This window comes from Enterococcus columbae DSM 7374 = ATCC 51263, assembly GCF_000406925.1.
Classification (GTDB): domain Bacteria; phylum Bacillota; class Bacilli; order Lactobacillales; family Enterococcaceae; genus Enterococcus_E; species Enterococcus_E columbae.
The window spans coordinates 404,241-424,527 of the sequence record NZ_KE136348.1 but is presented as its reverse complement, the minus strand read 5'-3'; the positions used below and the strand labels follow the sequence as shown (position 1 = coordinate 424,527).

Sequence of the window (20,287 nt, the reverse complement as noted above, 5' to 3'; positions counted from 1 at the left end):
TATAGAAAAATGTCAAATTCAAACATTTTTCTATATTTTTTTGTCTTTTTGTGTTGATTTAAGTGTGCAAATGTTTTATTATGTTTGTGTAATCAAAAATAAATAAACAGAGGTAAACAATTATGAAAGTATTTATTGCTGCGGATAATGATGGTTTTATTTTGAAAAATCGCCTTGTCGACTTTATTCATCAGTCTTTTGCAGGTGATGAGCTAATTGACCTAAATCCCCAACCAGCCAGTGATTTTGTTGAAGGGACATTAAACTTAAGTAAACATCTTCAAACAAATCCAGAGGCTCTAGGTATTATGGTGGATGGTTATGGAGCAGGTAGCTTTATGGTTGCTTGTAAGGTAAAGCAAATGGTAGTCGCTGAGGTTTCTGATGAGCGTTCAGCTTATATGACTAGAGAACACAATAATGCGCGGATGATCACTTTGGGCGCGCAGATTGTGGGCAATAAGTTAGCTGAAAATATTGTAAAAGAATTTTTATCTGCTCATTATGCAGCGGGTCGTCACCAAATTCGTGTAGATATGTTAAATAAAATGGCTTAATAAAATGACTGAAATGGAGGGAATATCAATGAAAATTGCAATCGGCTGTGATCATATTGTGACAGATACAAAGATGGCATTATCTGATTTTTTAAAAGCGAAAGGCTATGAAGTGCTAGATGTAGGCACCTATGATTTTACCCGTACCCACTATCCAATTTTTGGTAAAAAGGTTGGCGAAGCAGTTGCTTCAAAACAGGCTGATCTAGGAGTTTGTATCTGTGGGACAGGTGTTGGGATTAATAATGCGGTGAATAAAGTTAAAGGGATTCGGGGAGCTTTGGTTCGTGACATGACCAGTGCCATTTATGCTAAGGAATTTCTCAATGCCAATGTAATCGGCTTTGGTGGAAAAATTATTGGTGAATTTTTACTTTGCGATATTGTGGAAGCATTTATTCAAACAAAATATCAACCAACTGAAGAAAATCAACGGTTAATTCAAAAAATCGATCGTTTAATTAGCGAGGATAGCAAGCAACAATCACCTGATTTTTTTGACGAATTTCTATTGAAGTGGCAACAAGGGTACTATCATGACTAAAACAAAACCAATTTTAACTGTGACGATGAATCCCTCCGTTGATATTGTCTATCAGCTGGATTCCTTAAAATTAGCTACCACCAATCGAGTGACTAGCGTCTATAAAACAGCTGGGGGAAAAGGCTTAAATGTTTCGCGGGTGTTACACCAATTATCCTGTCCTGTATTAGCGACGGGAATAATTGGGGGAAATTTAGGTGAGTTTGTAACGCAACAATTAGATGCAATTCATTTAGCTCATGATTTTTTATCGACTACTTATCCGACTAGAAACTGTCTAGCGATATTGCATGATGGAAAACAAACAGAGCTTTTAGAACCTGGCCCTACATTAACAGCAGCTGAATCTGTGCATTTTATACAACACTTTGCCAATTTATTACCCAAAACACAATTAGTTTGTATTTCAGGTAGCCTAGCTCAAGGCCTGCCTAGTGATTATTATGTCAAATGCATTCAGCTTTGTCGTGAAAAGAACATTCCTTGTCTATTAGATTGTGCCAATGAAGCCCTAGTCAAGGTGTTACACTCTGCGGCGAAACCAACTCTGATTAAACCAAATCTATCGGAATTAAGTCAAATTGTCCACCAATCCTTTAGCGAAGACCTAGAAAAGAAGCTCATCGATGTTTTGGCTAAGCCACTGTTTGCTGGCATTGAATGGATTGTTGTTTCGTTAGGCTCAGAGGGGGCATTTGCCAAGCATAATGATCATTTTTATCGTGTCTACATTCCATCTATTGAGGTGCGCAATCCAGTAGGCTCAGGTGATGCGACCGTAGCCGGTTTAGCCTATGGACTAGTACAAAATTTATCTGATGAAAAAATTTTAAGCTTAGGGAATGCTTGTGGCATATTGAATGCGCAAGAAAATGAGACGGGCAAAATTAATGTACAAAAATTAGCTGCTTTAAGAGAACAAATTCAAGTAATGAAAATCAAATGAATACGGAGTGAATAATATGCTTACTTCAAAAAAACAAAAACATATGCAAAAGTTAATCAATAAAGATGGAATCATTGCTGCTTTAGCGATTGACCAACGAGGTGCTTTGAAAAAAATGATGGGCAAATGTCAAGAGATGCCCATTGATAAGGAACAAATTGAACAGTTTAAATCCTTGGTATCGGAAGAATTAACGACAGCGGCTTCGTCTATTCTGTTAGATCCAGAGTTTGGCTTGCCAGCTGCCAAACAACGTGCGACCACTGCTGGCTTGCTATTGGCCTATGAAAAAACCGGCTATGATGCGAGTATTCCTGGTCGTTTACCTGATTTATTGGTAGATTGGTCAGCCAAGCGTTTAAAAGAAGAAGGGGCAGATGCGGTTAAATTCTTACTTTATTATGATGTAGATGAAGCAAAAGAAATTAATGAGCAAAAGCATGCTTTTGTCGAACGAATTGGTAGTGAATGCCAAGCAGAGGGCTTACCATTTTATTTGGAATTACTTAGCTATGATGCCCAACTCAATGACAATCAATCGGCTGCATTTGCTAAAATCAAACCGCATAAGGTCATTGAAATGATGCGCGAATTCTCTAATCCTCGATATCAAGTCGATGTATTAAAGGTTGAAGTGCCTATCAATATGCAATATGTTGAAGGCTATGCAATAGATGAGGTTGTTTACACCAAAGAAGAAGCGATGAATTATTTCAAAGCGCAAAGTCAAGCCACTCAATTGCCATTTATCTTCTTGAGTGCAGGAGTAAGTGCTGAGCTGTTCCAAGAAACCTTACGATTAGCTAAACAAGCTGGTTCAACATTTAATGGCGTATTATGTGGACGTGCCACTTGGGCAAATGGGGTAGAGGTATTTATCAAACAAGGGGAACAAGCCGCAAGACAATGGTTACGGACAATTGGCTTACAAAATATCCAAAGCCTCAATGAAATTTTATTACAAACAGCTACCCCACTTGTTCTAGCTTAAGCAATTGCTATCTTGATTGGTCATTTGCCTGCAAAGCAGAAAATAAACGTCAAATTCATCCTTAAGTAGGATAGTATTTTCAGTGAAATTTGTTATACTAAACAAAAATAAAAAAAGGATGAATGATGTTTGATTGAAAAAATTAAAAAACAAAAAAGAGGGGCTGTTTTAGCGTATTATTTGCTCTTTATGATAATATGTCCAGTATTGCTAGAACGAATGTGGATAAAAATGACCATGGGCAATCACGTATTAGCGCAGCACTTATCACTGGCTTACTTTTATTTATCACATTTTATTTTATTTATTGGCGGTATCTGTTGGCTTTATCGAAAGGACTATGCGCACTATCTAAAAAACTGGCGACAACAGCTTTTAAAAAATATCGGCTTTAGCTTATTAGGCTTTTTCTTAATGGTGTTGTTTGCGAATCTTTTAGTGCTGTTTATTCCCCAACAATCAAGTAATCAAGCGATTTTGACGCAATTAGGGCAACATATCTCTGGCATTCAGCTCGTGCTATTTATTGTAGTAACAGTTATCTTGGGGCCGATTAATGAAGAACTAGTTTTTAGAACGGTATTAATCGGACAAACGAAGACTCGCTATCAAAGCGTCCTATTAGTGTTCGTATCGTCGCTATTATTTGGGGCTGTACATGTGCATACTTTAAGTGAGTGGCCAGTTGGCTTGGTATATGCAAGTAGTGGACTAGCTCTTAGCTTAACTTATGTTTGGAGTAAAAATAGTTTAACCAATACGACTGCGCATCTTTTAAATAATAGCTTGGCAATTTTAAGTATTCTTAAATAGTAATGAAACAATGAACGAAGATAAAAATTTTGTTCATTGTTTTTTATTTTGTGAACTTTTGTTTGAAAATAGCTCAAAATAGCGTAAAATGAAATAGATAGGATGAGTAGCCTCGGGTGAAAATCTAGCTTGATACTTGGAAATGGGGTAGTGAGTAAAGTGCTAAAAGAAGAACGACATCTACAAATTTTAAATCTTGTAGATACGAATGGGACGGCTAGAGTGAGTGATATTATGGAACAATTACATGTTTCGGATATGACCATTCGCCGTGATTTAATGGAGCTAGAAGAACAAGGAAAATTAGAACGAGTTCATGGGGGAGCCAAAAGCTTGCATTTATTTCGACCGCATGAATTAACTCACGGGGATAAACAAATTATCAATATTGAACAAAAACAAATGATTGCTAAAAAAGCCTTAACCCTTTTAAAATCAGGGCAGACCATTTTTTTAGGGCCAGGAACGACGATTGAAATCTTTGCCAATATGATTGAAGATGATTCTATTCGAGTGGTAACGAATTGCTTACCTATTTTTGAAAAACTAACCCAACGCTTGCCGAAAATGAAGGTCTATTTGCTAGGTGGTGAAATTCGGCCAACCACGATGGCTTTCTTCGGTGAATTGACGAATAAAATGTTGATGGATATGCATTTTCATCAAGCCTTTATCAGTTCTAACGGTTTAAGAAATAATCAGATTATGACCTCAACCGTAGAAGAAGGCAGTACCCAAGCCTTAGCGTTAGGAAATTCTGTGGAGCGCTATTTATTAATGGATGATTCAAAAATCGGTCAAGAGGATTTCTATGCTTATTATGCCTTGAAAGATTTAACTGCAATGATTACCAACGATACTCAAGCGGATAAAATGGTTGCCTTGGAAAAATTCATTCCGATTTTTTGATAAGAAAACAGATTTAATTTTTTTACGATGAATGGTTATTTACATTTGGTAAGCTTAGTAATAAAATGATACAAATACCAATAATTGGCATTGATTAAAATAAAAGGGGTAGATTAAATGAGTTTAACAGTTCCTTATACGGTGGATCATGTCGGTAGTTTTTTGCGACCTGATCGAATTAAAGCTGCTAGAAAGCAAGTTCAAGCAGGGACTTTGTCTAAGGAGGACTTACGTAAAATTGAAGATGAAGAGATTATTCAGTTGGTTGAAGAACAAAAAAAGGTCGGTATCCTTGGCATTACTGATGGTGAATTTCGTCGTGGCTGGTGGCATATCGACTTTTTAGAAAATTTAGGTGGGATTGAAGGATATGTCCCAGATACTGGCTATAACCAACAGTTTAAAGGAGCACATGTGCCTGCTTACAATATTCGCGTAGTAGATAAACTGTATTTTGATAAAAATCATCCATTTTTACAAGATTTTGTTTTCTTAAAAGAAGTTGTTGGTAATGATGGTAAACATCAAGCGAAAGCGACCATCCCTAGTCCAACCATGGTTTTGCGTCAAGAAGTATTAGCCAATGATGGTAGCTCTAAATTAGCTGAAATCTATCCAAAAATTGAAGATTTTTATGCTGATTTAGCGAAAACCTATGCGGATGCGATTCAAGCCTACTATGAATTAGGGTGTCGCTATTTACAATTTGATGATACCAATTGGGCCTTTTTAGCGGATGCGACCAAACGTGAAGAGCTATTGGCTAAAGGGATTGATCCAGGAAATATTGCGCAAATCTGTACAGAGATTATTAATCAAGCTTTAGCAAACAAGCCAGCAGATATGGTTATTACTACCCATATTTGTCGAGGTAATCATGCTTCTTCTTGGATTTTTTCAGGTGGCTACGAAGTGATTGCTAAAGAATTGTTTGCTACGAATTATGATGGCTTCTTTTTAGAATATGATTCTGATCGTGCGGGTGACTTCCAACCATTGCGCTATTGGAAAAATAAAAATAGTAAAGTCGTTTTAGGCTTGGTAACTTCTAAGTTCCCTGAATTGGAGGATGAAGCCCAAGTAATTGCTCGAATTAAAGAAGCGACTAACTATATTCCATTAGAGAACTTAGCGATTTCTCCACAATGTGGCTTTGCTTCCACTGAAGAAGGTAATAAATTAACGCAAGAACAACAATGGGCAAAAATGGCTCATTTACAAAAAATCGCCCAACAGGTATGGGGATAACTTCAAATATTAGACGCATCGCTACCGATTATTTTATCAGAAGCGATGCGTCTTTATTTTTTATTCAACAAATCAGTAGGTTTTTGTTTCTTCTTTTGATTGGCTAAATACATAAAGAATTGATAGCCAATTAGCAAAACTTCTCTCAAGGCATGTTTTCCTGGAAGATGTCCACAGTTATTTACTAAGGCATATTGCAAATTGGGATTATAGGTATGCTCATAGGTTTGGCGAGCCATTTGTGTCGGTGTGAGTAAATCGTCTTGTCCTTGAATCATAATATAAGGAACTTCAATATTTTGTAAATCACTGGTTAAATCCACTTGCATCATTTCTTTGTTGAGTGATTGATTCTTTCGAGTCCCATTTAAAATGACAGCCAATAAGTCTTTAAAGGTATAATCAGGACTAGATAGCATTATTGCAATAACCGAAAAAAGAGGATATTTTTCAGCTCTTTTTGGTTGATAGCCATTGGTATATTTTTTGATCCAATATTCAATTCTCCGTAAATCAAACGGTGTGTGCTTGGCTTTAGCCTTAATTTTAGCTAGGGCACGTTGGCGAAACTTAGGCATTTGCGCATGTTCTAAAGCGTAATAAACAAATTCGTTGAAGCCAAGGTTACGAACAATTTGACCTAAAGCCATTACACCATTGATTAGATGAGGGACTCGTTTAGTGACTAAGGTTGATAAAATTGATCCCCAAGAATAGCCAAAAAGATATAAATCATTTTTAGGAAACATTTGTTTGAGCTGCTTGACTAAATCTTCGGTCATTGAAACAAAATGCTCAATGGTAAAGTCTTCAGAGATTTGTTTGTCATTTACGCCACAGCCTAATTGATCCCAATAGACCATTAAAAAACGCTCGGTTAGTTCCGGAAACATCCCCCGACAGCCTGCTGAAAAAGGAGCCGGGCTACCTGGACCCCCATGTAAAAAAATCAAAATCGGATTGGTGCGAAAACGACCTTCGATTAATATTTTTTGTTTAAAGCCACTTAAGCGCATAGTCATCAATTCAGAAATTTCATTTTGTGAACTGTTTTTAAAACGCTGCCAAATCATTTGTACACCTACTTTAACAACTTTTATCGACTTTATTATAGCATGATTAGCAAAAAAACAAACAATCAAATCACTTGAACCAAGGCTTAGCTAGGTAAAGAAAAGCCTTTTTGTTGACAATTATTATCGTGTTTTTTAAAATATTTGAAACGTTTGTTATCCTAGTGAATGAAAGAGATTAGGATTATTTGTAGCTGGCCTGATAAAAGATGAAAAAGTACAATGAAAATTGTCAATCGCCTATTTCAAAAATGAGTATTTCAGCATATAATAGAAAAATGAAAAGTAAAAGGGTAAGAAAAAGGAGAGAAAATTATGAGTTTTGAAGCGGTAAGCAAACAAGTCAATCTTGATTTAATCAAGTCATTATCTTGTTTAGATGCCAAAGAACAGGCATTCAAGGATAAACGTGATGCCGAATTAAAAGCAATTATTAAAGGAGAAGATCAACGCTTTTTATTAGTGATTGGTCCGTGTTCAGCTGATAACGAAGAGGCCGTTTTAGATTATGCCAAACGTTTAGCTAAGCTACAAGAAAAGGTGAAGGATAAGATCTTTATCGTTCAACGGGTGTATACAGGCAAACCTAGAACCAACGGCGATGGTTATAAAGGAATGCTGCATCAACAAGACCCATCAGGTGAAACCAACCTTATTCGTGGCATGGTTGCTGTTCGCAAATTACATAAACGTGTCATTGGTGAAGCAGGTTTAACGACAGCTGATGAAATGTTATATCCGGAAAATTTAGTTTTTGTGGATGATTTAGTGAGTTATCATGCCGTCGGTGCGCGTTCGGTGGAAGATCAACAACACCGCTTTGTAGCTAGCGGAATTGATGCACCGACTGGATTAAAAAATCCGACAAGCGGTAATATGAAAGTATTATTCAATTCATTACATGCGGCTCAAAGAAGTCAGGAATTTATTTTCAGTGGTAGTGAGGTTAAAACCACAGGAAATGAATTAGCTCATGTCATTTTACGAGGCGCTTTAAGCGAACAAGGTCAGGTCATTCCAAACTATCATTATGAAGATTTATTAAAAGCTGTCAAAGCCTACAAAGAAGGCAATTATGCTAACCCATTTATTATTATCGATACCAATCATGATAACTCAGGTAAGCAATATCTAGAACAAATGCGTATCGTGAAAGAAGTCTTGATCAACCGTGCTTGGAATCAAGAGATTAAACAAATGGTTCGTGGTTTTATGATTGAAAGCTATATAGAAGATGGTCGCCAAGAACCCGGTGAAGGAACTTACGGCCAATCAATCACCGACCCATGCCTAGGCTGGGAAAAAACCGAAGAACTAGTTCATTATATTTATGAAAATCTTGATTAAACGGCTACGTGCCTATATTGCTTAGCGTTAAACTAAGCAATATAGGCACGTCTTTTTATTAAACAGCCACGAACACGTTTGACTTAAGTCATGAGGAGTTTAAGTTTCTTGTTCCATAATTTCAAATCCATAATCTTTAATGTGTTGTTTTAATAGCTTGAGGTATTTTTTACCAGTAGTACTTAAACTTACTTGGCGATGTCTTAACCACCCTAAAGTCATTGAGTCCTCGACATCTAAGGGAATAGCGATAATCTTATCATCGTTCAAGGCACTACTGATGATGCCTGAGCTAATCGTATAGCCGTTAAGACCGACCATTAAATTAAAAATTGTCGCGCGATCACTCACCTTGATGCTTTTTTTATGATGCAGGGTGCTTAAAATTTCTTCGGAAAAATAAAAAGAATTATTTTCACCTTGTTCATAGGATAAATACGGAAAATCATCTAAATCTTCTAGTTGCACGTGTTTTTGGTTGGCTAATGGATTGCTGCGACTAACAAAAACATGTGGTTTGGCAACAAATAAAGGCGTGAAGATTAAATCGCGCTCTTTAAACAGCTTTTTTAAGACCTGCTCGTTAAAATCATTTAAATAAAGTACACCTAACTCACTTTTAAATTGCGTTAAATCATCTAGAATATTTTGTGTTTCTGTTTCGCGTAAGGTAAATTGGTATTCATTAGCATCTACCGACTTGATTAATTCGACAAAAGCGTGAACGACAAAGGCATAATGTTGAGCTGAAACAGAAAAATTTTGCTTGCGTTTAGGTTGTTGTTGATAGCGTTCCTCAAGTAATTGGACTTGATCAAGAATTTGTCGGGCATAGAGCATAAATTCTCGTCCTTCTTCGGTTAAGCTGACTCCTAGTTTACTGCGAATGAGTAATTGAATGCCTAATTCAGCTTCTAATTCCTTAATCGCATTAGATAGGCTTGGTTGGGTTAAAAATAATTGCTTGGCTGCTTCATTGATCGAGCCAGTCTCTACAATTTTATCTAAGTAGGCTAATTGTTGTATTCGCATAGTGATTCTCCTTATTCTGGTAATGCAAAATCGCGATTGACCTTAGCGATTAGCTTTTGGTAGATATTTTTTTGAATCCACTTTTCGCTGACTTTTTCAGGTAGTTGTTGGACAGCTATCCAACCAATTTGGCTATTTTCACTCGGCTGAATGCGTAGTGGTAGCTTAGGATCTGCCTCTAGTAGATAGGTACAGTTGAAATGAAGATGTGAAGGGACATAACTCCCTCTTTTTTGATGCCCATCCACCGTAAGCACCTCAATGGAAAATAACTCCTCTGATAAAAAATGACTATCAGTCAAACCACTTTCTTCGGCAATTTCCCGTAAAATCACCTTTTTCAAATCGGTCTTTCCATCTGCATGTCCGCCTAACCAAGCCCAAGATTGATAAATATTATGATAGTCCATCAGCACCTGCTGACGATTAGGACTGACAATCCAAGCAGAGACGCTAACGTGCGCGAGTGCACTCTCTCGGGTAAAAAATTTGGGATTGTTTGCTAATTGCTCTAAAAATAATTGCTTATCCTTCGCTTCTTGTTCATTGAATGGTTGATAAGCTTCCATCGCTAAGGTGAATGCCTTCATCCTCGTCAACTCCAATCTTTTTATATTATTTTAAGTAGTGATAACTAAAGTAAATCACTTAGAAATTACTTGCTTCAATGAAACAATGCTTGATTAATCAATTGTTTGTTCTATTTTACATCAGGTTATAGTTTTTGACTATAATAATCCATATATTTTATCAGTTATTAAATATCCTTTAGCTGTGCTAGGATTAGCACAAGTAAAACAAAAGAATAAGTGAGGTTAGAACAATGAAAACAAGTATTGTTGGTTTCCCAAGAATTGGTGAGCATCGAGAATTAAAATTTCAAACGGAAAAATATTTTAGACAGGAAATTAGCGAAGAGGAGTTATTAACTTTTGCTAAAGCATTACGACAAAAACATTGGCAAACAATTAAACAAGCAGGTATTGAGGAAATACCTAGTAATGATTTTTCTTTTTATGATCAAACCCTTGATACCGCCGTATTATTTAATATTATTCCTGAAGAAGTAGCCAAATTACCATTTACTGATTTAGAGCGTTATTTTGCCTTAGCTCGTGGCTATCAAGGCGAAAAAGGTGATGTCAAAGCTCGACCAATGAAAAAATGGTTTAATACCAATTACCATTACCTAGTGCCAAAATTTGAAAAAAATACGCAAGTGAAGCTGACAGGTCGTAAAATTTTTGCAGAATATCAAGAGGCGAAAGCTTTAGGCATTCAGACAAGGCCGGTTTTAGTTGGACCCTTTACTTTACTTAGCTTAGCAGAATATGAAGCAGGTTGTGTTGCCGAGGATTTTGTACCGGACTTAATTCAAAGTTATCGCGAAGTATTACTAGAATTGGCTAAATTAGGCGCGCAGTGGGTCCAATTAGATGAACCAGCTTTAGTGAAAGATTTAGCTGAAAAAGAAAAAGCTCTTCTAACTACCCTTTATCAAGCCTTACTTGAAGAAAATCTTGGCATTAAGGTCTTGGTTCAAACCTATTTTGGTGATGTCCGTGATGTATATGAGATCTTGACCCATTTACCAATTGATGGCTTAGGTTTAGATTTTGTTGAAGGCAAAGAGACTTTACGTTTGGTACAATCAGGTTTTCCTAAAGATAAAATTTTATATGCTGGAATTGTTAACGGTAAGAATATTTGGCGCAATGACTATACCAAGACGGTTGAATTAATCAAGCAATTACCGGTTGAACAGCTAGTGCTTACTACATCTTGTTCGTTATTACATGTACCGTATACAGTGGAAAATGAAACTTTTGCTGCAGACATAACAGCCCATCTAGCCTTTGCTAAAGAAAAATTAGGCGAATTAGTTGATTTAGCGACAATTTTAACAAGTAAGCACCAAATAGAACAATTAATTCAAAATCAAACGCTTTTTGCTAATAATCGGATTGAAAAAAATCTTAAGGTACAACAAGCTGTTGATGCACTACAGCCAAATGATTTTATTCGTCAGCCCGCTTTTGCGCAACGTGAAAAATTACAAAAAGCGAAATTTCAGTTTCCATTATTACCTACAACAACAATTGGTTCCTTCCCGCAGACTAAGGAAGTGAAACAAAAAAGAGCCCAATTCAATCGAGGGGATATCACGGAACAAGCGTATGAGGCATTTGTTCAAGCAAAAATTAATGAATGGTTAGCTTGGCAAAGTGAGATTGGCTTAGATGTTTTGGTGCATGGAGAGTTTGAGCGTAATGACATGGTGGAATATTTTGGTCAAAATTTAGCTGGCTATCTCTTTAGTCAAAATGGTTGGGTCCAATCCTATGGTACCAGAGGCGTGAAACCACCGATTATTTGGGGAGATATTTATCGAAAAGCACCAATTACGGTTAAATGGTCTAGCTATGCCCAACAACAAACCAAGCAATATGTTAAAGGCATGTTAACTGGACCGGTAACCATTTTAAATTGGTCGTTCCCACGAGAAGATATTTCATTAAGAGAATCTACGCTACAACTTGCTTTGGCCATTCAAGAAGAGGTATTAGACTTAGAAGCCAACGGAATTGAAATTATTCAGATTGATGAAGCAGCTTTACGTGAAAAATTACCTTTACGTCAATCAGATTGGTTCAGCGAATATTTAGATTGGGCGATTCCAGCTTTCCGTTTAGTGCATAGTAAAGTCAAGCCGACTACCCAAATTCATACGCATATGTGCTATAGCGAATTTACGGATATTATTGAAGCCATTGATGCCATGGATGCTGACGTTATTTCTTTTGAAGCATCCCGTTCTAACTTAACCATTTTAGATGAATTACAAGCCAAACATTTTCAAACTCAAGTGGGACCTGGTGTGTATGATATTCATTCCCCACGTATTCCATCAGTGGCTGAAATTACTGAGACAATCACTAAAATTTTAAGCAAAGTGCCAAAAGAAAAGGTTTGGATTAATCCAGATTGTGGCTTGAAAACCAGAGGAGAGAAAGAAACGAAAGCTAGTTTACAGCATTTAACACAAGCGGCTCGCTTAGTCAGAGAGGAGTTGACTAGCGATGAGTGAAAAAAGCGCGCATCAGCCGACCTTATCTTTTGAAATTTTTCCGCCTAATACGAAAGTAGGCGAAGAAAAGCTGATTCAGACCTTAAGTGAGCTAAAGGGATTAACTCCTAAGTTCATTAGTGTCACCTGTAGCAATCGCCAACATAATATTGAGCAATCGACTGTTCGCTTGGCTGACTATGTACAAAATCAGCTGCAGATTCCTGCGGTGGCTCACTTGCCAGCTTTATATTTAAGTAAGCAACAGGTAAATCAAATTCTAACAGCCTTAGCACAAAAAGGGATTGATCGGGTTCTAGCTTTGCGTGGAGATAAAATTGCTGGGGTACCAACAAAAGGAGATTTTCAATATGCTAGTGATTTGGTCAGTTATGTGAAAAGTAAAAATCAAGCTTTTACGATTAGTGGGGCTTGCTATCCAGAGGTTCATCCGGATTCAGCTAACCGCGTAGAAGATGTCCTCCATCTTAAACAAAAAGTTGAGGCGGGCTGTACGTATCTAGTGAGTCAATTATTTTTTGATAATCAGAGCTTTTATCAGTTCCAAGAAAATTGTGCCTTAGCGGGCATTAATGTGCCAATACTAGCGGGCATTATGCCAATTGTCAATCGCAATCAGGCGATTCGCTTGATTCAAACGAGCAAAACAAAGGTTCCAGCGAAGTTTAAAGCGATTTTGGAAAAATACGAGCATCGACCACAAGCTTTGCGTGAAGCGGGCTTAGCCTATGCAATTGATCAAATTGTCGATTTAGTTACCCAAAATGTGGATGGAATCCATCTTTACACGATGAATCAAGCCCAAACAGCGCGTGACATTAGTCAAGCAACCCAGGCCCTGTTTGCTTCATAGCCTAATGGCAATTACAGCAAACGAGCTAAATGAAATACTAAAAACAAGCAGAATCAAAAAACGTTCCGTAAAAGACAGTGCCTGATTCAGTCAAGGAATACCTAGGCTGTAATCAAGCTGCTGTCAATTAAGGAACGTTTTTATGTGGTTGGTTGTACTGGCTTATCTGTTGGCTCTTTAGCTAAATGATAGTAGACGATTTCTGGTACTAGACGAAAGCGACTGCTTAAAAAAGAACGTCTAGCCCGATTACAAATCGAGAGGATTGTTTTGGGCGTTAGTGCATATAGTCCATGGGTAAAATACTCCGCCCCTTTAATTGATTTTTTGAAGCGATTCAAAAAACGACGCTTTTGATGGGCGTGACCAGTTAAGACTAAATCATAGTGACTTAAATTCGGTACTTTTAATACTGCGTCTGGTTCATGAACGAGCAGAATTTGCCATTTTGAAAAAGTCTTTTCAAAAGTAAATTGTGGCTTGCCAGCTAGATAATCATCCATTCCACTTACGGTAATCGAGAATTGATCCATTGAACCAAAAATTTCTTCATTTTTTAGTAGCGTAAAGTCCGCTTCACGATAAATATTTTGGACAAAATATTGACCATCATTTTTATAATCATGATTCCCTAAAATAGCAATTTTACCTAAGGGCGCAGAGAAACGCTTGAGCTTATTGATTAATTTTTGACTATGTTTTGGTGACCACTTGGCGTAATCTTCAATCAAATCGCCCGTAAATACGATAATACTTGGTTTCACCCGCTGAGTTGAGCGAATGAGTCGATTGATACGTTTGGGTTGAAAATGTTTGGAAAAATGGGTATCGCTAAAATGAGCGATCGTTACAATAGTATTAAAATCAAAAACATCATAAGCCTTTGAAATATCGACTAGCTCATTTGAATTTTTATGAACAAAGTAATGCTTCTCACTTACTAGATAGGGTGCAATAAAAACAATATAAATATAAAAAATAAGTAGTAGCCCGATGATTCCGAGCAACCAATACATATCTTATCCACCCCCTGACAAAAAAATTCCATGTACTTAGCATAGTTGAAATGCTCAAAAAAAGCAATGAACATCTGAAAAAAATATCCTGTCTTTGCCCAACGCGTTTGTAAGCAAGAATCTATCTTTACTACAGCGAGTTTTCTGCTTTCCTTTCAGAAATATGCTATAATACTAAAGTTAGGAATACCGGTAAATGAAAGGAGGAAGCAGGCTATAATTTTTAGCCTTATATCCATGATGAAAATTTTCGATACCCATACGCATTTGAATGCTGAACAATTTTTAAATGAAGAAGCAGCGACCATTCAACGCGCCCATGAATTAGGGGTAAGTGAGATAGCCGTAGTGGGCTTTGATTATCCAACGATTGACAAATCACTCGCACTTAGCGCAGCTTATCCAGAAATCTATAGTATTATCGGTTGGCACCCCACTGAGGCAGGTAGCTATGATGCACAGGTTGAGGCCTATCTACAAGCACATTTAGAAGAGCAAAAGGTCGTGGCCTTAGGTGAAATTGGTTTAGATTATTATTGGATGGAAGATCCTAAAGACGTACAAGCGAAGGTTTTTCGTCGCCAAATCGACATAGCCAAGGAGCATAAGCTACCAATTAGTATTCATACCCGCGATGCGATGGAAGATACCTATCAAATTCTAAAAGAGGCAGGTGTCCATGAAATTGGGGGAATCATGCATAGCTTTAGTGGCGATGCTACCTGGGCACAGCGCTTTTTGGATTTAGGTATGCATATTTCTTTTAGTGGGGTAGTAACTTTTAAAAAAGCTATTGAAGTGCAGCAAGCAGCTCAAGTTGTGCCGTTAGATCGTCTCTTGGTGGAAACCGACGCTCCTTATCTAGCGCCAGTTCCTTATCGTGGCAAACGCAATGAACCTGGGTATACCCGTTATGTCGTGGAAAAAATTGCTGAATTACGCGAACTGTCAGTAGAAGATTTAGCAAAACACACGAGACAAAATGCGGCTCGTTTATTTAGATTGGATTTGGATGCATGAAACAAACACTAGCAAAAATCAAGATTAATGAAGTGGTTGTCGTAGAAGGACGAGATGATACGCGCCGATTAAAAGAATTTTTTGAGGTGGATACGATTGAAACAATTGGTTCGGCAATCAATCAAGAAACATTAAGCTTAATTGCCCATGCCCAAAAGCAACGGGGCGTGATTGTCTTAACTGATCCGGATCATGCCGGTGAGCGTATTCGCCAGATTATTATGCAACAAGTCCCTGATTGCAAGCATGCTTTTATTACCAAAGAACAAGGCAAAGGCAAAAAACGTTTTGCTAGCCTAGGCGTAGAGCATGCGAGTAAAGAGGCTTTAATTCAAGCCTTTCACCAAGTAAGTCAACCCAAAAAACAAGCGGATTTTGTGCCGATTAGCCAAGAGACGTTAATGGCCTTAGGGTTAATTGCCGGTCCAAAGGCAAAAGGCCTACGTCAAGCAATAGGTGAGCGTCTGGCAATCGGCTATACCAATGGCAAACAGTTAGCCAAACGTTTAGCCATGTTTGAAATTAGTGAAGCAACCCTTAGAAGTACCTTAAAGAAAGTAGAGGAAGAAAGTGAAAGAGTATAGAGAAATTGCCAATCCAACTCACACTAGAGAGATTCTAGCTAGACATGGCTTTACTTTTAAAAAAAGCTTAGGTCAGAATTTTTTAACCGAACCCAATATTTTACGTAAAATTGTCCAAACGGCCGAAATTGACGAGCAGGTCAATGTCATTGAAGTTGGTCCGGGGATTGGTGCATTGACTGAGTATCTGGCTAGACAAGCCAAGCAAGTTTTAGCCTTTGAAATTGATGATCGACTAATTCCGGTTTTAGCGGACACCCTGCAAAGCTATCCGAATGTTACCATCAAGCATCAAGATGTGCTACAAGCGGATTTGTTAAAGGTGACTAGCGAAACGTTTAAAGAGACTTTACCGATTAAAGTAGTCGCTAATTTACCTTACTATATTACGACACCGATTATGATGCACTTTTTAGAATCAGATTTAGTTGTAGATGAAATGGTCGTTATGATGCAAAAAGAAGTGGCCGATCGCATCAGTGCGAAACCAGGTACAAAAGCTTATGGCTCTTTAAGTATTGCCGTTCAATACTATATGGAGGCCTCTTTAGCTTTTATTGTGCCGAAAACAGTCTTTGTCCCACAACCGAATGTCGATTCGGCTATCTTAAAATTGACGCGCCGTCAAAAGCCAGCTGTAGAAGTGATCGATGAAAAAGCCTTCTTTAAATTGACCAAAGCAGCCTTTCAATTAAGAAGAAAGACGTTGTGGAATAATTTGGTGAATAATTATGGTAAGGACGAAAAGACCAAACAATGGCTAAGTCAAGCTTTAGCAGTAACGGGCATTGATCCTAAACGTCGAGGTGAAACTTTAAGCTTACAAGAATTTGCCGATTTAAGCAATCAATTAGTCAAAACATTGCATTAGATATCTAAGCGAAGTTAAATACAATTATCTGACGAGCGTTGTTGCTATTTGAATGGTAAAACGCTCGTTTATCTATTTATAAAAAAACTTTTTATTAATTTCTACCTTTTTTAAAATAACATAACGTTCAATTTTTAATATATTTGCATGCACAAATATACTATTATACTTTACATTTATCACTGGATAAATGTGAGAATAAAAACAAATTTTCTTTACATATTGATGATTTATAGGAGTATGATTACATTTTTGCATACATAATAAAATATAAATAGTTTACATATTTAGAAAAAAGAATATAATATTAGGTGTAGAGGATAATCTACATGCTATGAAGGAGAATTGTGCCAAGCAAATCTTGACTCATCGATGTTTATAGCTGTTGGATAGAACGGAAGCGTTGTTATTCTCAGATAGAGAATTATTGATTAAGGACTTTTTTGATGAGCAATTCGGTTAAAACGATTGCAAATTACTTTTTTTATTTTTGTTTGTGATGACATGATCAAGAATAGAAGGAAGAATATGGGGACTTAAAAAATAATGAATTGTCTTTGAATTAGGTTTACTGCGCCTTAATTCTTGATCATGCATAAACTTCGGCTCTTTGTCAAGTAGTGTTGTTGGCAATTAAGTCGATTAGAGAGAAAGTTATTTTATGAATGCTTTCTCTCTTTTTTTATTTTCTTTTCTTTTTTCAATCGACGCTTATACACGAACAGGTGGCTGGAGCTGTGCAAGGGTGGACTTGTCCACTTGCGTAGCCCTTGCACAGCTGATAAAGCCATCTGTTACAATGTGTGGGCGATTGAGGAAAGGTTTTAAGCAGATTTTCTTCTACATTTTCGTTTCTTTGGTTTTTTTGTTTGCCATTTTTCCTCGTATAAAAAGATTCTTCTTCGCATATTTCCAAAGTTTCTAAATCCAAAAGCAACTCGTTGAAAGACTTTGATTAAATTATTTTTACCTTCTAGTTTTCCGTTTGAATAAGGTAGTTTTAGAGCATTCTTTACATTACGAGTTTGTTTGGTTAAGTATTTAATTGACTTTTTAAATTTTTTATCTAAGTTTTGAGGTAAGTTATAGAGTATATCAAAAAATTCGTTGTATTCCTTGTCCTTGAAGTGTCCAAGCAGACTTTGATAAATCTGATAACATTGCTTGAAGCCTTCGTCAAATGAAAGTAAGGTATCTACAACTTCTGTTTGAGTGACGAATTTTTTGTCGAATAATGGGTACTGTAATCGTTTCTCGTAATTCAGATTATCCTCGTGTGTTAAAACGAATTTCCAATATCTTTTTAATTTCGTATAGTGACGAGATTCCTTATTTTTTTGTTCATTCATTACTTGAATTCGTTTATTATTTAAAGCACGATTCAATTGTTGGACAATATGGAAACGATCAATGATTATTTCTGCATTAGGAAATATTTCTTTGATAGCATAAGGATAAGAGGCATTCATATCCATTACCACATATTTCACACGACACCGATTTTCCAAGCTAAAGCTCAGAAAATAGTCTTTAATCGCAAAATTCCTACGATCATTTAGAATATCAATGATTTTCCCAGTTTCTCCATCACTAAAAATAAAGCATAATTTTGTATGACAATCTTTCGTTCCTTTGAATTCATCAACCAATAGGCATTCAGGTAGTTGGTAGGTATAAGGGTTCACCTCATAAGTGTAGGACTTCAGGATACGTTCAACCGTTTTAGTGGAAACGAAGTAACGATTAGCAATATCGGTCATAGAACATTTCTGCTTTAAATCATTAAGAATAGCGAATTTCAACGCTTTTGAAATGTAGCAATTTTCATCAACGATATCTGTCATAGCGCTGAAAGTATGCTCGCAATCTTTACAACGATATCGCTGCTTGTATAAACGAAGATAAGTGGGAACATTTTGATAAGGAATCATTTGAATTAGGCTAGCTTTAGGCGTATGTTTAATGACAGAACCAACTCCCCCACATTTAGGGCAACAGTATGGATTTTCAGGGTATGAGAGTAAGCCGGAAAAGACTTTAGAAGGAACGCCATGTACTTCCTCTTCAGAAAGTGCATCCGTATAAGTAGGGAAAGTAATATTATCATCTTTAATAGAAAGCAGTTTTTTGATAAAAGTAGTTGTACTTGGACAGTTTTTTTTGATATTATTTAGTAAAGACATCTTGTTTCACTCCTTAATGGTTTTGGTCGACTTAATTATAGAGGAAACAGATGTCTTTTTCTATTATTTTGATGATAAAAAAAGATATTTAGTGTTATCCTCCATTTGAGTAACAACACTAAATATCATAGACCCTAAACTTCTATGTTACCCCTTCCCATTCCCCAATATGACATAGGATTCTATTAATGATCCTTTCTGTTAATTTCCAAAAATTAAGCATAAAGACCTCAGCTTAATATCGACAGTTCTCCTTCTGTTTTTTTGTTATGGGAACTTGGCTATATCGATGGAATATGCCCGCCCGGGTAAAGAGCGCTTGTCAATTCCGCTCTATTTTAAGCGAATGATTTCTCAGATATTCTTTTTAGAATATTTGTGAAATCGTTTCTTTTTTTTTATCATTTATCGCTTTTTACCATCTATCTAGAACATTTATTCAGCTGCCAAATCAATCGGCATCAGTTAGGCCAGCTTCAATATAAATAAGGGAAGATTAGCTATTTCTTTTTTACTGTCTTGACACAAATGAAAAAACGACGTATATTATGTAAGTATATTAAGTGTCTTGACACTAAGAGAGAAGGAAAAATGATGACAAAATCGATTAAAAATTTGACAATAGCCGCTTTGCTAGTAGGGTTGGGGATTTTGATTCCGATGGTAATGCCTAAAATTGTTTTAGGACCAGCTTCTTACACCCTGGGTAGTCATGTGCCATTATTTATTGCGATGTTCTTTTCACCTGTGATGGCGATTGCCGTTGCTTTAGGAACGACCCTAGGCTTCTTTATTAGCTTACCACCTGTGATTGCCTTACGTGCCTTTTCCCATATTGTTTTTGCAACAATTGGGGCAGCCTATTTACAAAAAAATCCACAAATCGTTAAACATCCTGTTCAGCTACAAATATTCAATTTGGTGATTGGTATTATTCATGCTAGCTGTGAAGTATTAGCGGTCTTTTTGTTTGCTTATTTAGGCAATGCAGCAGGGACTAGCTTTGATCGCCAATACTTTTTATTCTTATTTGGCTTTATTGGGCTGGGTGGCTTGATTCACAGTATGATTGATTTCAATATCGCTTATGTTGTTTTAGCTGCGATTGAAAAGAAAGTGAATGTGCCAGTTTTTGCTAAGGAACGTGCTTTAAGCTTAGCAAAAGACTAGTGAAGGTTATAGTTATTGCTAAGAACGAACAATAATAAATGA

Annotated in this window: 19 protein-coding genes; 14 read left to right on the top strand and 5 right to left on the bottom strand. The window is 36.8% G+C overall.

Features of this window, described 5'->3' with window-relative positions; all coding sequences use genetic code 11:
* Positions 1–122 precede the first annotated feature (122 nt).
* The 7 genes from lacA (at position 123) to RK02_RS06815 (ending at position 6,008) form a co-directional block, all read left to right on the top strand.
* Complete coding sequence (lacA, locus tag RK02_RS06845) at positions 123–557, top strand: galactose-6-phosphate isomerase subunit LacA (protein WP_016183528.1); 435 nt, start codon at positions 123–125, stop codon at positions 555–557.
* A 28-nt stretch (positions 558–585) separates the two neighbouring features.
* Positions 586–1,101, top strand: coding sequence for a galactose-6-phosphate isomerase subunit LacB (gene lacB / locus RK02_RS06840; RefSeq protein ID WP_016183527.1), 516 nt, complete (start codon positions 586–588; stop codon positions 1,099–1,101).
* Positions 1,094–2,047 (top strand): tagatose-6-phosphate kinase, encoded by a 954-nt coding sequence (gene lacC, locus RK02_RS06835; RefSeq protein ID WP_016183526.1) that lies wholly within the window; start codon positions 1,094–1,096, stop codon positions 2,045–2,047. Before lacB ends, lacC begins: the two co-directional genes overlap by 8 nt.
* A gap of 16 nt (positions 2,048–2,063) precedes the next feature.
* Positions 2,064–3,038: a tagatose-bisphosphate aldolase gene (gene lacD / locus RK02_RS06830; RefSeq protein ID WP_016183525.1), complete on the top strand. Its 975-nt coding sequence runs from the start codon at positions 2,064–2,066 to the stop codon at positions 3,036–3,038.
* A 129-nt stretch (positions 3,039–3,167) separates the two neighbouring features.
* Positions 3,168–3,851: a CPBP family intramembrane glutamic endopeptidase gene (locus tag RK02_RS06825; protein ID WP_016183524.1), complete on the top strand. Its 684-nt coding sequence runs from the start codon at positions 3,168–3,170 to the stop codon at positions 3,849–3,851.
* A 159-nt stretch (positions 3,852–4,010) separates the two neighbouring features.
* A complete protein-coding gene (locus tag RK02_RS06820) occupies positions 4,011–4,760 on the top strand; it encodes a DeoR family transcriptional regulator (RefSeq protein ID WP_026231392.1) in 750 nt (249 codons plus the stop codon).
* 117 nt (positions 4,761–4,877) lie between these two features.
* Positions 4,878–6,008 (top strand): 5-methyltetrahydropteroyltriglutamate--homocysteine S-methyltransferase, encoded by a 1,131-nt coding sequence (locus RK02_RS06815; RefSeq protein ID WP_016183522.1) that lies wholly within the window; start codon positions 4,878–4,880, stop codon positions 6,006–6,008.
* Between the two features lie 53 nt (positions 6,009–6,061).
* On the opposite strand, the gene RK02_RS06810 is transcribed toward RK02_RS06815, so the two are convergent.
* Entirely contained in the window at positions 6,062–7,081 is a 1,020-nt protein-coding gene (locus RK02_RS06810; protein ID WP_016183521.1) for an alpha/beta fold hydrolase, read from the bottom strand.
* Positions 7,082–7,396: 315 nt separating this feature from the next.
* On the opposite strand from RK02_RS06810, the gene RK02_RS06805 reads away from it, so the two are divergent.
* Positions 7,397–8,428 carry a 3-deoxy-7-phosphoheptulonate synthase gene (locus RK02_RS06805; RefSeq protein ID WP_016183520.1) on the top strand — a complete coding sequence of 344 codons (1,032 nt, stop codon included), beginning with the start codon at positions 7,397–7,399 and terminating at the stop codon, positions 8,426–8,428.
* A gap of 99 nt (positions 8,429–8,527) precedes the next feature.
* Here RK02_RS06805 and RK02_RS06800 read toward each other — a convergent pair whose 3' ends face one another.
* The gene (locus RK02_RS06800; protein ID WP_016183519.1) at positions 8,528–9,460 is read right to left on the bottom strand and encodes a LysR family transcriptional regulator; all 933 of its coding nucleotides are present in this window, start codon (positions 9,458–9,460) and stop codon (positions 8,528–8,530) included.
* A gap of 11 nt (positions 9,461–9,471) precedes the next feature.
* The gene (locus RK02_RS06795; protein WP_016183518.1) at positions 9,472–10,050 is read right to left on the bottom strand and encodes an NUDIX hydrolase; all 579 of its coding nucleotides are present in this window, start codon (positions 10,048–10,050) and stop codon (positions 9,472–9,474) included.
* Positions 10,051–10,283: 233 nt separating this feature from the next.
* Between RK02_RS06795 and metE the strand changes: the two genes are divergently transcribed.
* The gene (gene metE / locus RK02_RS06790; protein WP_016183517.1) at positions 10,284–12,548 is read left to right on the top strand and encodes a 5-methyltetrahydropteroyltriglutamate--homocysteine S-methyltransferase; all 2,265 of its coding nucleotides are present in this window, start codon (positions 10,284–10,286) and stop codon (positions 12,546–12,548) included.
* Positions 12,541–13,401, top strand: a complete 861-nt coding sequence (metF, locus tag RK02_RS06785) for a methylenetetrahydrofolate reductase [NAD(P)H] (RefSeq protein WP_016183516.1) — start codon at positions 12,541–12,543, stop codon at positions 13,399–13,401. The genes metE and metF overlap by 8 nt, the downstream gene beginning before the upstream one ends.
* A 140-nt stretch (positions 13,402–13,541) precedes the next feature.
* Here metF and RK02_RS06780 read toward each other — a convergent pair whose 3' ends face one another.
* Positions 13,542–14,417, bottom strand: coding sequence for a metallophosphoesterase (locus tag RK02_RS06780; RefSeq protein WP_016183515.1), 876 nt, complete (start codon positions 14,415–14,417; stop codon positions 13,542–13,544).
* 240 nt (positions 14,418–14,657) lie between these two features.
* Between RK02_RS06780 and RK02_RS06775 the strand changes: the two genes are divergently transcribed.
* Genes RK02_RS06775 through rsmA form a run of 3 tightly spaced genes read left to right on the top strand, consistent with a single transcriptional unit; the run spans position 14,658 to position 16,892 of the window.
* The gene (locus RK02_RS06775) at positions 14,658–15,437 is read left to right on the top strand and encodes a TatD family hydrolase (RefSeq protein WP_016183514.1); all 780 of its coding nucleotides are present in this window, start codon (positions 14,658–14,660) and stop codon (positions 15,435–15,437) included.
* Positions 15,434–16,021, top strand: coding sequence for a ribonuclease M5 (gene rnmV, locus RK02_RS06770; RefSeq protein ID WP_016183513.1), 588 nt, complete (start codon positions 15,434–15,436; stop codon positions 16,019–16,021). The genes RK02_RS06775 and rnmV overlap by 4 nt, the downstream gene beginning before the upstream one ends.
* Positions 16,008–16,892 (top strand): 16S rRNA (adenine(1518)-N(6)/adenine(1519)-N(6))-dimethyltransferase RsmA, encoded by an 885-nt coding sequence (rsmA, locus tag RK02_RS06765; RefSeq protein WP_016183512.1) that lies wholly within the window; start codon positions 16,008–16,010, stop codon positions 16,890–16,892. The genes rnmV and rsmA overlap by 14 nt, the downstream gene beginning before the upstream one ends.
* 824 nt (positions 16,893–17,716) lie before the next feature.
* Here rsmA and RK02_RS06760 read toward each other — a convergent pair.
* On the bottom strand, positions 17,717–19,075 hold the full coding sequence (locus RK02_RS06760) for an ISL3 family transposase (protein ID WP_016183446.1): 1,359 nt from the start codon (positions 19,073–19,075) through the stop codon (positions 17,717–17,719).
* A gap of 591 nt (positions 19,076–19,666) precedes the next feature.
* On the opposite strand from RK02_RS06760, the gene RK02_RS06755 reads away from it, so the two are divergent.
* A complete protein-coding gene (locus tag RK02_RS06755) occupies positions 19,667–20,245 on the top strand; it encodes a hypothetical protein (RefSeq protein ID WP_026231393.1) in 579 nt (192 codons plus the stop codon).
* Positions 20,246–20,287 lie beyond the last annotated feature (42 nt).